Source organism: Micromonospora sp. WMMC273, assembly GCF_027460285.1.
Taxonomy (GTDB): Bacteria; Actinomycetota; Actinomycetes; order Mycobacteriales; family Micromonosporaceae; genus Micromonospora; species Micromonospora aurantiaca.
The window spans coordinates 1,912,990-1,927,994 of sequence record NZ_JAPZBE010000001.1; the positions used below are offsets into that span (position 1 = coordinate 1,912,990).

Annotated in this window: 12 protein-coding genes; 10 read left to right on the top strand and 2 right to left on the bottom strand. The window is 74.4% G+C overall.

The window, feature by feature from the left end; genetic code table 11:
* Nucleotides 1-6 precede the first annotated feature (6 nt).
* The 9 genes from coaBC to O7611_RS09160 all read left to right on the top strand — a co-directional run bounded on the left by coaBC (nucleotide 7) and on the right by O7611_RS09160 (nucleotide 12,163).
* Nucleotides 7-1,215 carry a bifunctional phosphopantothenoylcysteine decarboxylase/phosphopantothenate--cysteine ligase CoaBC gene (gene coaBC / locus O7611_RS09120; RefSeq protein WP_194802865.1) on the top strand — a complete coding sequence of 403 codons (1,209 nt, stop codon included), beginning with the start codon at nucleotides 7-9 and terminating at the stop codon, nucleotides 1,213-1,215.
* Nucleotides 1,216-1,297: 82 nt separating this feature from the next.
* Nucleotides 1,298-2,503: a methionine adenosyltransferase gene (gene metK, locus O7611_RS09125; protein ID WP_194802864.1), complete on the top strand. Its 1,206-nt coding sequence runs from the start codon at nucleotides 1,298-1,300 to the stop codon at nucleotides 2,501-2,503.
* A gap of 59 nt (nucleotides 2,504-2,562) precedes the next feature.
* A complete protein-coding gene (locus tag O7611_RS09130) occupies nucleotides 2,563-4,563 on the top strand; it encodes a primosomal protein N' (RefSeq protein ID WP_269696564.1) in 2,001 nt (666 codons plus the stop codon).
* A gap of 228 nt (nucleotides 4,564-4,791) precedes the next feature.
* Nucleotides 4,792-5,772, top strand: coding sequence for an AAA family ATPase (locus O7611_RS09135; RefSeq protein WP_194802862.1), 981 nt, complete (start codon nucleotides 4,792-4,794; stop codon nucleotides 5,770-5,772).
* A 94-nt stretch (nucleotides 5,773-5,866) separates the two neighbouring features.
* Nucleotides 5,867-7,129 carry a cytochrome P450 gene (locus O7611_RS09140; protein ID WP_194802861.1) on the top strand — a complete coding sequence of 421 codons (1,263 nt, stop codon included), beginning with the start codon at nucleotides 5,867-5,869 and terminating at the stop codon, nucleotides 7,127-7,129.
* A gap of 42 nt (nucleotides 7,130-7,171) precedes the next feature.
* Entirely contained in the window at nucleotides 7,172-7,732 is a 561-nt protein-coding gene (gene def, locus O7611_RS09145; protein ID WP_194802860.1) for a peptide deformylase, read from the top strand.
* Between the two features lie 5 nt (nucleotides 7,733-7,737).
* Nucleotides 7,738-8,664 (top strand): methionyl-tRNA formyltransferase, encoded by a 927-nt coding sequence (gene fmt / locus O7611_RS09150; protein WP_269698070.1) that lies wholly within the window; start codon nucleotides 7,738-7,740, stop codon nucleotides 8,662-8,664.
* Nucleotides 8,661-10,178: an RsmB/NOP family class I SAM-dependent RNA methyltransferase gene (locus O7611_RS09155; protein ID WP_194802859.1), complete on the top strand. Its 1,518-nt coding sequence runs from the start codon at nucleotides 8,661-8,663 to the stop codon at nucleotides 10,176-10,178. Before fmt ends, O7611_RS09155 begins: the two co-directional genes overlap by 4 nt.
* Before the next feature lie 236 nt (nucleotides 10,179-10,414).
* Nucleotides 10,415-12,163, top strand: coding sequence for a M28 family peptidase (locus O7611_RS09160; RefSeq protein WP_269696565.1), 1,749 nt, complete (start codon nucleotides 10,415-10,417; stop codon nucleotides 12,161-12,163).
* A gap of 43 nt (nucleotides 12,164-12,206) precedes the next feature.
* Here the strand turns inward: O7611_RS09160 and O7611_RS09165 are convergent, their stop codons facing one another.
* Nucleotides 12,207-13,097 (bottom strand): septum formation family protein, encoded by an 891-nt coding sequence (locus O7611_RS09165; protein WP_194802857.1) that lies wholly within the window; start codon nucleotides 13,095-13,097, stop codon nucleotides 12,207-12,209.
* Nucleotides 13,098-13,174: 77 nt separating this feature from the next.
* Entirely contained in the window at nucleotides 13,175-14,062 is an 888-nt protein-coding gene (locus O7611_RS09170; protein WP_194802856.1) for a septum formation family protein, read from the bottom strand.
* A 261-nt stretch (nucleotides 14,063-14,323) separates the two neighbouring features.
* On the opposite strand from O7611_RS09170, the gene rpe reads away from it, so the two are divergent.
* The gene (gene rpe, locus O7611_RS09175) at nucleotides 14,324-15,004 is read left to right on the top strand and encodes a ribulose-phosphate 3-epimerase (protein ID WP_128137820.1); all 681 of its coding nucleotides are present in this window, start codon (nucleotides 14,324-14,326) and stop codon (nucleotides 15,002-15,004) included.
* Nucleotide 15,005 lies beyond the last annotated feature (1 nt).

Sequence of the window (15,005 nt, forward strand, 5' to 3'; positions counted from 1 at the left end):
GCGCCGATGCCCGCCGAGATCGTCCTCGGGGTCGGCGGCGGCATCGCCGCCTACAAGGCGTGTGAGCTGCTCCGGCTCTTCACCGAGTCGGGTCACCGGGTCCGGGTGGTGCCGACCGCCTCGGCGCTCCGCTTCGTCGGGGCGCCGACCTGGGCGGCCCTGTCCGGCCGGCCGGTCGCCGACGACGTCTGGTCCGACGTGCACGAGGTGCCGCACGTGCGGCTCGGGCAGCACGCCGACCTGGTCGTGGTCGCACCGGCCACCGCCGACCTGCTCGCCAAGGCCGCCCACGGCCTCGCCGACGACCTGCTCACAAACACGCTGCTGACCGCGCGCTGCCCGGTGCTGCTGGCCCCGGCCATGCACACCGAGATGTGGGAGCACCCGGCGACCGTGGCGAACGTGGCCACGCTGCGCTCGCGCGGCGTCCGCGTGATCGAGCCCGCAGTGGGCCGGCTCACCGGGCGGGACACCGGCAAGGGCCGGCTGCCCGACCCGGCGGAGATCTTCGCGGTGGCCCGCCGGGCCCTGGCCCGCGGCGCCGAGGCCGAGGCCGACCTGGCCGGCCGGCACGTGGTGGTCACCGCCGGGGGCACCCGCGAGCCGCTGGACCCGGTCCGGTTCCTGGGCAACCGGTCGTCCGGCAAGCAGGGGTACGCGTTCGCCCGCGCCGCCGTCGCCCGGGGCGCCCGGGTCACGCTCGTCGCGGCGAACGTGGCGCTGCCCGACCCGGCCGGGGTGGACCTGGTCCGGGTGGGCACGACCGAGGAACTGCGCACCGCCACGCTCGCGGCGGCAGCCGACGCGGACGCCGTGGTGATGGCCGCCGCGCCCGCCGACTTCCGGCCCGCCAGCTACGCCAGCGGGAAGATCAAGAAGTCCGACGACGGCGTCGCGCCGACCATCGAGCTGGTCACCAACCCGGACATCGCCGCCGAGCTGGGGCGCGTCCGCCGTCCCGGGCAGGTGCTCGTGATCTTCGCGGCCGAGACCGACGACGCGGAGGCCAACGGCCGGGCCAAGCTGGCCCGCAAGGGGGCCGACATGATCGTGGTCAACGAGGTCGGCGTGGACAAGGTCTTCGGCGCCGACACCAACGCGGCCACCGTGATCGGTGCCGACGGTGCCGTGCACCGGCTGCCCGAGCAGCCCAAGGAGGCCCTGGCCGACGCCGTCTGGGACCTCGTCTGTCCGCGGCTGCCGTCACGTTCCTGACGGTTGGTCGACCCGCGTTCATCGGGTCACGGCGGAACGACGGTGACTAAACTGCCGCCGAGCGACCTTTAAAAGTCTTCACATGCTTAGGAGTGCCGTGACACGTCTCTTCACGTCCGAATCGGTCACGGAGGGCCACCCGGACAAGATCGCCGACCAGATCAGTGACGGCATTCTCGACGCCCTGCTCGCCCAGGACCCGCACAGCCGGGTCGCGGTGGAGACGTTGATCACCACCGGTCAGGTGCACGTGGCCGGCGAGGTGACCACCAAGGCGTACGCCGACATCCCGACCATCGTCCGCGAGACCATCCTCGGCATCGGCTACGACTCGTCGAAGAAGGGCTTCGACGGCGCGTCCTGCGGCGTCAGCGTGTCCATCGGCGCGCAGTCGCCGGACATCGCCCAGGGCGTCGACAACGCCTTCGAGCTGCGTACCGGCGGGTCGGAGAGCGCGCTGGACGCGCAGGGCGCCGGCGACCAGGGCATGATGTTCGGCTTCGCCTGCTCCGAGACCCCCGAGCTGATGCCGCTGCCGATCGCGCTGGCGCACCGGCTGGCCCGCCGGCTCGCCGCGGTCCGCAAGGACGGCACGATCCCGTACCTGCGGCCGGACGGCAAGACGCAGGTGACCATCGAGTACGACGGGCTGCGCCCGGTCCGGCTCGACACCGTCGTCGTGTCCAGCCAGCACGCCGCGGACATCTCGCTGGAGTCGCTGCTCACCCCGGACATCCGCGACCATGTCATCGCCCCGGAGCTGGAGGGGCTCGGCCTGGACACCGAGGGCTACCGGCTGCTGGTCAACCCGACCGGGCGGTTCGAGATCGGCGGCCCGATGGGTGACGCCGGCCTGACCGGCCGGAAGATCATCGTGGACACGTACGGCGGGTACGCCCGGCACGGCGGCGGCGCGTTCTCCGGCAAGGACCCGTCGAAGGTCGACCGGTCGGCCGCGTACGCGATGCGCTGGGTCGCCAAGAACGTCGTGGCGGCCGGGCTGGCCGAGCGGTGCGAGGCGCAGGTCGCGTACGCGATCGGCAAGGCGCACCCGGTGAGCCTCTTCATCGAGACGTTCGGCACCGAGACCGTGCCGGTCGCCTCGATCGAGAAGGCCGTGGCCGAGGTGTTCGACCTGCGTCCGGCCGCCATCATCCGGGACCTGCACCTGCTGCGCCCGATCTACCAGCAGACCGCCGCGTACGGCCACTTCGGCCGGGAGCTGCCGGAGCTGACCTGGGAGGGCACCGACCGGGCCGCCGACCTCAAGTCGGCCGCGGGAGCCTGACCACCACCACGCGCCGCGACCGGCGACCCGCACCGGGGTCGCCGGTCGCGCGCGTCTGCGTGGACGTGCCGCTGCCGCACCTGGACCGCCCGTTCGACTACCTGGTGCCGGAGGCGCTCGACGCCGACGCCCGGCCCGGGGTGCGGGTGAAGGTGCGCTTCGCCGGGCAGCTCGTCGACGGCTGGCTGCTGGAGCGCGCCGAGTCGTCCGCGCACCCGAAGCTCGCGTACCTGGAGAAGGTCGTCTCCCCGGTGCCGGTGCTCTCCCCGGAGGTGGCGCGGCTGGCCCGCGCGGTCGCCGACAGGTACGCCGGCAGCCTCGCCGACGTGCTGCGGCTGGCGGTGCCGCCCCGGCACGCCCGCGCCGAGAAGGCCGTCACCGCCGCGGCCGCGCCCGACGTCGGCCCCGCCGACGGCACCGAACCCACCGGCAGCCCCGCCGACGGCACCGCGCCCGACGGCGTACCGGCCGAGGCCGCCGACGCCCGGCCGGGTGCCCGGGCGGAGGTGGACCCGCGCGGCTGGCGGGACTACCCGGCCGGTCCGGCGCTGCTGCGCGCGCTCACCGACGGCAAGCCCGCCCGCGCGGTCTGGTCGGCGCTGCCGGGGGAGGACTGGGCCGACAGGTACGCCGACGCGGTCGCCGCCACGGTGGCCGGCGGCCGGGGCGCGGTGGTCGTGGTGGCCGACGCCCGCGACCTGGACCGCCTCGACGCCGCCCTGACCGCCGTGCTCGGCGCGGGGCGGCACGTCCGGCTCACCGCCGCCGACGGTCCGGCCCGCCGCTACCGGGCCTTTCTCGCCGCCCGCACGGGCGAGGTGGACGTGGTGATCGGCACCCGGGCGGCGATGTTCGCCCCGGTGCGGCGGCTCGGCCTGGTGGCGATCTGGGACGACGGCGACGACCTGCACGCCGAACCGCGCGCGCCCTACCCGCACGCCCGCGACGTGCTGCTCACCCGGGCGCAGCTCGGCGACATCGCCGCGCTGGTCGGCGGGTACGCCCGTACCGCCGAGGCGCAGTTGCTGGTGGAGACCGGCTGGGCGCGCGAGGTGGTGGCCGACCGGGCGGTGGTGCGCGCGCGTACCCCGGCCCTGGCCCCCACCGGCGACGACCCGCAACTGGCCCGCGACCCCGGCGCGGCCTCGGCGCGGCTGCCGAGCCTGGCCTGGACCACCGCCCGGGACGCGCTGCGCGCGGACCTGCCGGTGCTGGTGCAGGTGCCGCGCCGCGGTTACGTGCCGTCGGTGGCCTGCGCCGACTGCCGCGCCCCGGCCCGCTGCCCGCACTGCGCCGGGCCGCTCGCGCTGCCGTCGGCGCAGGGCACGCCCGCCTGCCGCTGGTGCGGGCGGGTCGCAGCCGCGTACGCCTGCCCGGAGTGCGGCGGGCGGCGGCTGCGCGCCTCGGTGACCGGCGCCCGGCGGACCGCCGAGGAACTGGGCCGGGCGTTCCCCGGCGTGCCGGTGCGGACCTCGGGGCGGGAGGAGGTGCTGGCGAGCGTGCCGGGTGGAGCCGGGCTGGTGATCGCCACCCCGGGCGCCGAGCCGGTCGCCGAGGGCGGCTACGGCGCGGTGCTGCTGCTCGACTCGTGGGCACTGCTGACCCGGGCCGACCTGCGGGCCGGAGAGGAGGCGCTGCGGCGGTGGATGGCCGCCGCCGCGCTGGCCCGGCCCGGTACGGCAGGTGGCCGGGTGGTGGTGGTCGCCGACGGCGCGCTGGCCCCGGTGCAGGCGCTGCTGCGCTGGGACTCCGCCTGGTTCGCGGCCCGGGAACTGGCCGAGCGGCGCGAACTGGGCTTCCCCCCGGCGGTCCGGATGGCGAGCGTCACCGGTGCGGCCGAGGCGGTGGCCGACCTGCTCGCCGGCGCCCGGCTGCCGGGTGACGCCGAGGTGCTCGGCCCGGTGCCGGCCGACGAGGGCCGGGAGCGGATGCTGGTCCGCGTGCCCCGGTCACGGGCCGCCGCGATGGCCGAGGCACTGCACGCCGCCGCCGGGCAGCGCAGCGCCCGCAAGGCGGCCGACCCGGTGCGGCTCCAGGTCGACCCGCTCACGCTGTTCTGATCGGCGCGCCCGCGTGACAGTGCGCACGCGGACCCTCGCGCACGGTCGTGACCTGGGGTTTGCCGCACACCTGGTCCGGCAATCGAGTAGCGGGCGGTGATAGCATCGCCCGTCATGCCCAGCCGCGCGGTTTTCCCGTGCGGGACGCGGCGCGGCGGGTGCCAGAGCACGTCGGGCCGACACGGATTCGATGTCGTCAGTCAGCCGGTGAGCAGGGGTGGACCAGTCGTGACCGTTCGTCAGTCGATCGTCTTCAACGGTGACCTCGGCAGTGGCAAGAGCACCGTCTCGGTCGAGATCGCCAAGCGGCTCGGGCTGCGCCGGGTCAGCGTCGGCGACCTCTACCGCCAGATGGCCCAGGAGCGGCAGATGACCGCCCTCCAGCTCAACCTGCACGCCGAGCTGGACCAGGCCGTCGACGGGTACGTCGACCAGCTCCAGCGCGACATCGCCGCCTCCGGTGAGTCCCTGGTCATGGACTCCCGCCTGGCCTGGCACTTCTTCACCGACGCGCTCAAGGTGCACATGATCACCGAGCCGACCGAGGCGGCCCGGCGCGTGCTCGCCCGGCCGTCCGGCCCGGCCGAGAGCTACACCTCGCTGGAGGAGGCGCGGGCCAAGCTGCGCGAGCGCAGCGAGAGCGAGCGCGGCCGGTTCATCGTCCGGTACGGCGTCGACAAGGCCCGCCTGCGCAACTACGACCTGGTCTGCGACACCACCCGGGCCGACCCGGAGCAGGTCATCCAGCACGTCATCGACGTCTACGAGGGCCGCCTCGGCGCGGACGTGCTGCGGGCCGGCCGGCCGCTGCTGCTGCTCGACCCGAACCGGGTGTACCCCACCGAGGACGTGTCGACGCTGCGCGGCCTCTGGGACGCCGACGCCGCTGCCGAGACGGCCGGCAACGGCGCGGAGCCGGAGCCGCTGAGCATCGGCTACACCGGCGAGTACTTCTTCGTCGTCGACGGGCACCGGCGGCTGAGCGCGGCGGTGCGCGGCGGCCTGCCGATGGTCGCGGCCCGGCTGGTCGCCGAGGTGGACGAGCCGGTGGTCGGCGGGATCAGCGCGCTCGACTTCTTCACCGCGCAGGCCCGCCCGGGGCTGATCCACGACTGGGAGGACGCGCACGGCATCACGCTGCCGCTGCCGGAGCACGCGCTGCTCGGCGGCGGCCCGGTGCTCGCCGGGGAGCCGGGCGCCGGCGTCTGACCGCCGGGGACACCGCCACCTCGCCGGCACGGGTTCACCCGATCCGGCGGGCCGGAGCATGATGAAGGCCTCCGATGCCTGGGGAGGCGGAATCGTGGATCCGACCGACGCGCTCGCGTTGCTGATGTCCCCCGAGGGTCGTCTCGACCCCTATCCGACGTACGAGCGGCTGCGCGCGCACGGTCCGGTGGTCCAGGCCGGGCCGGTCTTCTACGTGGTCACCGGCTACGCCGAGGCCGACGCGATCCTGCGCGACCCGCGCTTCGGTGTGATGGACGACGCGCTGCGCGACCAGTTCATGCCGGGCTGGCGGGAGAGCCCGGCGGTGCTGTCGATCTCCCGGTCGATGCTGCGCACCAACCCGCCGGACCACAGCCGGATGCGGCGGCTGGCCGCCGGCGCGTTCACCCCGCGCCGGATCGCCGCGATGCGCGACGTGGTGCGGGCGCAGGCCGACGAGCTGGTCGACGCGATGCTCGCCGCCGACGGGCCGGTCGACTTCATGGCCGCGTTCGCGTACCCCCTGCCGGTCGGCGTGATCTGCGCGCTGCTCGGCGTGCCGGCGGCGGACCGGCCGCTGTTCCGGCGCTGGGCCACCGACCTGACCGGCGTGCTCGAACCGGAGATCACCGCCGACGAGCTGGCGGTGGCCGACCGCGGCGCGACCGAGCTGCGGGACTACTTCACCGAGCTGGTGGCGGCCCGCCGCCGGGCCCCGGCCGACGACCTCACCACCGCGCTGGTCCAGGCCCACGACGGCGGCGACCGGCTCTCCGGCGACGAACTGCTGGCCAACCTCATCGTGCTGCTGGTGGCGGGCTTCGAGACCACCACCAACCTGCTCGGCAACGGCCTGGTGGCGCTGCTGGAGCATCCGCGCGCCGCGGCGGCGCTGCGCGAGCGGCCCGACCTCGCCCCCGCCTACGTCGACGAGCTGCTGCGCTACGACTCGCCGGTGCAGCTCACCTCGCGGATGAGCACCGCGCCGTCCCGCTACGGCGACGTCGACCTGCCGCCGGAGAGCTGGGTCATCGTGCTGCTCGGCGCGGCCAACCGTGATCCCCGCCGCTATCCGGATCCGGCCCGCTTCGACCCGTGGCGGGCGCAGATCGCGCCGTTGTCCTTCGGCGCCGGGCCACACTACTGCCTCGGTGCGGCGCTGGCCCGGCTGGAGGCGCAGGTGGCGTTCCCGCTGCTGCTGCGCCGGCTGCCCGGGCTGGCGGTGGCGGGCCGGCCCGAGCGGCGGGTCCGGCTCACCCTGCGTGGTCACGCCACGTTGCCGGTGACAGCGGGGCGGGAGGCGGCCCCGGTCACCGTTCCCGGTACGCGACCCGGGGCGGCCGGGCCGACTCCGTAGACTGGACGCGCATCGTTCGACCCAGACAAGGAGCCACGCCGAGTGACCGTCCAGCCCATCCGTCTGTTCGGCGATCCGGTGCTGCGCACGCCGGCCGACCCGGTCGTCGACTTCGACGCCGAGCTGCGCAAGCTGATCGCCGACCTGACCGACACGATGCGCGAGCAGAGCGGCGCCGGCCTGGCCGCGCCGCAGCTCGGGGTGGGCCTGCGGGTGTTCACCTTCGACGTCGACGACGTCCTCGGCCACCTGGTCAACCCGGTGCTGGAGTTCCCCGACGAGGAGGAACAGGACGGCCCGGAGGGCTGCCTGTCCATCCCCGGGCTCTACTTCGACACCAAGCGCCGGCAGAACGTGATCGCCAAGGGCTTCAACGGCTACGGCGACCCGCTGCAGATCGTCGGCACCGGCCTGATGGCCCGCTGCGTGCAGCACGAGACCGACCACCTCGACGGCGTGCTCTTCGTCGACCGGCTCGACGCGGCCGGCCGCAAGGAGGCCATGAAGGCGATCCGCCAGGCCGAGTGGTACGACCGGGCCGCGCCGCCGACGGTCAAGCTCAGCCCGCACGCCGCCGGCAACCCGTTCGGTCTGGGGCGGTGACCCGGATGCGCCTGGTCTTCGCCGGCACGCCGGCCGTCGCCGTACCGGCCCTGGACGCGATCGCCGCCTCCGGGCACGAGCTGCTCGCCGTGGTCACCCGCCCCGACGCCCCGGCCGGGCGGGGCCGGGGACTGGTCCGCTCGCCGGTCGGCGCGTGGGCCGACGCGCACGGCGTCGAGGTGCTCACCCCGGCCCGTCCGCGCGAGCCGGAGTTCCTCGACCGGCTGCGCGAGCTGGCGCCGGACTGCGTTCCGGTGGTCGCCTACGGCGCGCTGGTGCCGCCGGTCGCGCTGGAGATCCCCCGGCACGGCTGGATCAACCTGCACTTCTCGCTGCTGCCCGCATGGCGCGGCGCCGCGCCGGTGCAGCACGCCGTGCTGCACGGCGACGAACTGACCGGGGCCAGCGTCTTCGAGCTGGAGGCGGGGCTGGACACCGGTCCGGTCTACGGCACCGTCACCGACGAGATCCGGCCCGCCGACACCTCCGGTGAGCTGCTGGAGCGGCTCGCGCACTCCGGCGCCGGGCTGCTTGTCGCCGTGCTCGACGCGATCGGCGCCGGCACCGCCCGGGCCGTGCCGCAGCCGGCCGACGGCGTCTCGCTCGCCCCGAAGCTGACGGTGGAGGACGCCCGGGTCCGCTGGGGTGACCCCGCGTTCGCGGTGGACCGGCGCATCCGCGCCTGTACGCCCGCGCCCGGCCCGTGGACGACGTTCCGCGACGATCGGGTCAAGCTCGGCCCGGTCACGCCGCTGCCCGACGGCCCGGAGCTGAAGCCGGGGGAGCTGCACGTGGAGAAGTCCGGTGTGCTCGTCGGTACCGCCACCACGCCGGTGCGCCTCGGCGAGGTGCGCGCCGCCGGCAAGAAGGCAATGCCCGCCGGCGACTGGGCGCGTGGCGCCCGGGTCACCGCCGGCGAGGTGTTCGCGTGACGGGGCCGCAGCGCCCGGACCGGCCCGTCGAGGGCGAGCGTCCCCGGGGGTACGCGCGTGAGCACGGCGACCGGCGGGGCGGGGACCGGTTCGGTGGCGACCGGCGGGGCGGGGACCGGTTCGGTGGGGACCGGCGGGGCGGGCGTCCGGTCCGTCCGGCGGTCGACCTGCCCCGGCAGATCGCGTACGAGGCGATCGCGGCGGTGCACCGCGACGACGCGTACGCCAACCTGGTGCTCCCGGCGATGCTGCGCGAGGCCGGGCTGACCGGCCGGGACGCCGCGTTCGCCACCGAGCTGACCTACGGCACGCTGCGGCACACCGGCACGCTGGACGCGATCGTCACCGACGCGGCCGGGCGGGACGTGCAGCGCATCGACCCGCCGGTGCGCGACGCGCTGCGGCTCGGGGCGTACCAGATCCTGCACACCCGGGTGCCCGCGCACGCCGCGGTGTCCTCCACTGTGGACCTGGTCCGATCGGTGGGGCCGGGCGCCACCGGGTTCGCCAACGCGGTACTGCGGGAGATCACCACCCGGGACGCCGACGCCTGGGTGGCGAAGCTCGCCCCGGCGCAGGAGACCGACCCGATCGGGCACCTCGCGCTGGCGTACAGCCATCCGCAGTGGATCGTGCGGTCGTTCGCCGAGGCGCTCGGCGGCGACATGGGCGAGACGACCCGGCTGCTCATCGAGGACAACGAGCGCCCGCCGGTGCACCTGTGCGCCCGGCCGGGCCTGGCCGATCCGGTGGCGCTGGCCGACGAGGTGGGCGGCGCGCCCGGCGCGTTCTCGCCGTACGCGGTCTACCTGCCCGGCGGCGCGCCGGGTGACCTGCCGGCGGTGGCCGACGGCCGCGCGCACGTGCAGGACGAGGGTTCCCAGCTGGTGGCGGACGCGCTGACCGCGGCGCCGCTGGACGGCCCGGACGGCCGCTGGCTGGACCTGTGCGCCGGTCCAGGTGGCAAGTCCGGCCTGCTGGGCGCGCTCGCCGCGATCCGTGGCGCGCGGCTCACGGCGGTCGAGGTGGCCGAGCACCGGGCACGGCTGGTGGAGCAGGCGACCCGAGGGCTGCCGGTGACGGTGCTGCACACCGACGGGCGCAGCGTGGGCAGCGATCCGAAGCTGCCGGAGGAGCACTTCGACCGGGTGCTCGTGGACGCGCCGTGCACCGGGCTGGGCGCGCTGCGCCGCCGCCCGGAGTCGCGGTGGCGCCGCCAGCCGTCAGACCTACCGCCGCTGACCCGGTTGCAGCGGGAACTGCTCACCGCCGGGCTGCGGGCGGCCCGGCCGGGTGGCCTGGTCGCATACGTGACCTGCTCGCCGCATGTGGTGGAGACGCACGTGACGGTGACCGAGGCGGCTCGGCGGTGCGGTTTCGGTGTCGACTTCGTCGACGCGCGGCCGCTGCTGCCGGCCGGCATGCCGGGTCTGGGCGACGGCCCCACGGTGCAGCTGTGGCCGCATCGCCACGGCACCGACGCCATGTTCCTGGCGGTCCTCCGCCGGGTCTGACCCACCCCTCTTCGCAGTCGATCGAGGAGTTCGTGTCCCCGGCGCCGCCGTGCCCGGACACGAACTCCTTGATCGTCATGCGGCGAAATGGGGAGGGATGGAGCGTGTGCGGCATCCCGGTGGGGGGAGGGGGCCGGTGGGATGTGACAGCCCGTTGACTGTGCGATCGATACATGTAACTGTTCCGATCACCGGTCCCGGCACCCCCGCCCGCCGAACCCCCACGAGGAGTCTCCATGAGACGCAGAACGCCGACCACGAGCCTCGCGCTCGCCCTCGTCGCCACCCTGACGACGGCGAGCCTGGCCGGCACCGCCTCCGCCGCGCCCGCTCCGGCCCCCGCCCCCGCCCCGGCCGCCGCCGCGCTCGCCGCGCCGGACGTCTCCCTGAGCAACATCCAGGCCCACCTCACCCAGTTCAACTCCATCGCCACCAGCAACGGCGGCAACCGGCGCTCCGGCTCGGCCGGCTACACGGCGTCGGTCAACTACGTCAAGGGCAAGCTCCAGGCCGCCGGCTACACGGTCACCGAGCAGAACTGCTCCACCTGCACCTACCCGGGCAACAACCTGATCGCCGAGTGGCCGCAGGGCCCCTCCGACCAGGTCGTCATGTTCGGTGCCCACCTGGACGGCGTCGCCGCCGGCCCCGGCATCAACGACAACGCCTCCGGCTCGTCGGTGCTGCTGGAGAACGCGCTGGTGCTGGCCGCGCAGAACCCGACCATGACCAAGCGGGTCCGGTTCGCCTGGTGGAACGGCGAGGAGCAGGGCCTGCAGGGCTCCAAGCACTACGTCAACCAGCTCAGCTCCACCCAGCGCGGCTACATCAAGGGCTACTACAACTTCGACATGGTGGGCTCGCCCAACGGCGGCTACTTCATCAACCGGATCACCTCGGCCACCGCCGCGCCGCTGAAGGCGTACTGGGACTCGTTCGGCATCTCGCCGGAGGAGAACACCGAGGGCCAGGGCCGCTCGGACGACTACTCGTTCGCCAACGCCGGCATCCAGACCTCCGGCTACGCGGCGGGCGCCAGCTACACCAAGACCTCGGCGCAGGCCAGCAAGTGGGGTGGCACCGCGGGCGCGGCGTACGACGGGTGCTACCACCGCTCCTGCGACAACACCGGCAACATCAACACGACCATCCTGAACCGGGCCGCGGACGGCGTCGCGTACGCGATCTGGCAGCTCGCGGTCGGCGGCGGCACGCCGACAAACGACTTCTCCGTCTCGGTGAGCCCCACCTCCGGCAGCGTCGCCCGGGGCGGCTCCACCACCGCCACGGTCAGCACCGCCACCACCGCCGGCAGCGCGCAGACCGTGGCGTTGTCCGCCAGTGGCACCCCGAGCGGCGTCTCGGTGAGCTTCAGCCCGTCCTCGGTCACCTCGGGCGGCTCGGCCACCATGACCGTCACCGCCTCGTCGACGGCCACCACCGGCACGTTCACGCTCACCGTGACCGGCACCGGCTCGGCCACCCGCACCGCGAGCTACACGATCACGGTGACCGGCGGCAGCGGCGGCTGCACCGGTGGCCAGCTGATCGGCAACAGCAGCTTCGAGTCCGGCACCACGCCGTGGACGGCCAGCTCGGGCGTGATCACCAACAGCTCGAGCCAGGCGGCCCGCACCGGGTCGTACAAGGCGTGGATGAACGGATACGGCTCCTCGCGTACCGACACGCTCTCCCAGTCGGTCACGCTGCCGTCCGGGTGCAGCAGCTACACGTTCTCGTTCTGGCTGCACATCGACTCGGCCGAGACGACCACCTCGACCGCTTACGACAAGCTCACCGTGCAGGTCGGTTCGACCACGCTGGCCACGTACTCGAACCTGAACAAGGCGACCGGCTACACCCAGCGCACCTTCAACCTGGCCGCGTACGCGGGTCAGACGGTCACGCTGAAGTGGACCGGGGTCGAGGACTCCTCGCTGCAGACCAGCTTCGTCGTGGACGACGTGACGCTGCAGGTCGGCTGAGCGGTACCGGGCGGGGTGGGCGCCGGCCCGTCCCGCCCGGTTCTCAGTTGATCGGCAGCGCCTTGGCGCCCGCGCCCTTGACCGAGCGGGTCAGCGACCGTCCGGAGACCCACAGGAAGCACTGCACGCCCCGGTCGCCGTCGCGCCACTGCTCCTCGTACGGGTGGTAGATGATGGTGCCGGCCCGGTACTGCATGTTGCCGTCGTTCGGCAGCCCGGCGTACTTGGCGATCAGGCCGCGGCAGGCCTTGTGCGCGCGCAGCGGCGTGCGGTCGAACTCCGCGTAGCTGATGTCCGGCGCCTGGTAGACGCCGACGAACTCGGCGTGGTGCTTGCTGGTGCAGGCCACCGGCCGCATCGACTGCACCTTGTCCTTGCTCAGCTTCGGGTTGAAGCAGCCGAGCGCGAGCTTCGAGCCGGGCTTCAACGCCCCCCGCAGGCTGCCGGTGCGCTGGGACACGGCGCCCTCGTCCAGATCGCTGATCTCGGCGACGTCGCAGCGGTACCAGCGGGCCCCGCCGGACCACGCGAGCGCCGACGGGAAGACCACCGCCAGGCGCAGCCGCCCGGAGCGCCAGTCCGCGCCGACGGCGCGGGTGACCTGGCGGGCGCACTCGGCGTGCGCGGCACGCATCCCCGCCGAGCCGGTACGCGGCGGCGCGGAACGCTCCGCCTCCGCGCCGGTCATCGTGCCGACGTGCAGCGTCTCGGTGCGGTGCGGGGTGGCGCAGTCGACCGGCTGGTAGCCGCTGAGGTAGCCGACGTCGGCGACAGTGGGATGACAGGCGCCGGACTTCGGCACGAACCCGACCGGCGCGGCGAACGCGGGCCAGTCGTCGACCAGGTCCCGGTCCACTCCGGCCGGCGCGGCACAGCCGCCGAGCGCCAGCGCCAGCGCCGCGCCCACGGTGACCGCCACCCGCCATCGCCGCATCCCGACCGACCTCCCCCGCGCATCCGGCGCCGTCCGGTCACCCGGTACGCCTCGGCGGTGGAGCATACGGCAGCCGATCAGGTGACCGGGAGTCCCTCGGGGCCGGCGCCGCGCACCGATCGGTTCAGCTTGCGGTCGTCACTCCACAGGAAACAGCGCACGCCCCGGTCGCCCTCCTCCCACTCCCGCTGCGACGGCGGGTAGAAGATGGACCCGGCCCGGTACGGCAGTTCGGCGTTGTCCGGCACCTCGGCGAACGCGGCGATGAGCGTCATGCAGCGCCGGTGCGTGGCGGGCGCGCCCTTGGTGAACTCCGCCCAGCTCATGTCGCGTTCCTCGTACACGCCGACGAACTCCGCCCGGTGCGGTTCGGTGCACAGCACCGGGGCCATGTAGTTGAGGTTCTGGCCGATCAGCTTCGGGTCGAAGCACCTGTGCACCAGCGGGTTGTCGCCGACGAGCGCGCCGCGCAGGCTGCCGACCCGGTTGACCGGGCGGGTGTTGTCGATGCTGTCGGTCTCGGCCAGGTCGCAGCGGAACCAGCGGGCGCCGGACGTCCAGGCGGTGACGGTGGGCAGCGCGATGTTCAGCGTCAGCCGGGCGGCCCGCCAGTCCCCGCCGATCATCTCCCGGGCCCGCTGGTCGCACTCTGCGCGCGCGGTCCGCAGCGCCGGCGAGCCGGGTTCCGGGCGCACGCCCTGCGCCGCCGGTCCGCTGAACCGGCCGACGTGCACGGTCTCGGCCAGGTGGCTGCCCGCGCAGTTGACCGTCTCGTAGGTGGCGGCGGCCACCACGGTGCTCAGCCGGGGCAGGCAGGCCTCGGTCGCCGGGACGAACAGCTGCGGCACCGGCAGCGCCGCCCAGTCGTCGATCAGGTCGCCGTCGGCCCGATGCACCTGAGCGCAACCCGCGAGCACCGCAGTCGCCGCGCCGGCCAGCGCGAGCACGTGGAGCCACCGTCGCATCGTCCGCCCCTTCCGGGAGAGATGACAGCCGGTCGTCATAGGCCCGACCGGCGTCCCCCGCGCCCGGGCGTGCAGCATACGTGACCGTCCCTGTAGGAGTTTCGTCATCTTTCAATCGATCGGCCAGTCACCGGCGACTATTCGTGCCGACTTTCTCCCCGGACGGCCGGACGGTGCACCGCGGGTGACGGAAGGATCACCGCTGGTCGCTCCGGGAGCCGTGCCGCTACCTCCGGATCACCGCGTTCGTACACTGGCCCCGTGACCGTACCGCCGCCGATCGTCGCGCCCAGCATCCTGGCCGCCGATTTCGCCCGCCTCGCCGACGAGGTCCGTGCCGTGGAGCCCGCCGCCGACTGGCTGCACGTCGACGTCATGGACAACCACTTCGTACCCAACCTGACCATCGGGCTGCCGGTGGTGCAGAGCCTGCGCGCCGTCACCGGGATCCCGTTCGACGTGCACCTGATGATCGAGGATCCGCGCCGCTGGGCGCCCGGGTACGCCGACGCCGGGGCGTACAACGTCACGTTCCACGCCGAGGCGTGCGACGACCCGGTGGCGCTGGCGAAGGACCTGCGCTCGGCCGGGGCGAAGGCCGGGCTGGCGATCGACCGGGACACCCCGATCGAGCCGTACCTGGAGCTGCTGCCGAGCTTCGACACGCTGCTGATCATGACGATCAAGGCCGGCTTCGGCGGCCAGCGTTTCCTGCCGCAACTGCTGGACAAGGTGCGCGCGGCCCGCCGGCACGTCGACAGCGGGCACCTGGAGCTGCGCATCGAGGTCGACGGCGGCATCGCCGCGGACACCATCGAGCAGGCCGCCGCGGCCGGCGCCGACGCGTTCGTCGCGGGCACCGCCGTCTACGGCGCCGACGATCCCGCGGAGGCGGTGCGCCGCCTGCGGGGCCTGGCGGAACGCGCGATGACCGGGGCCTGAG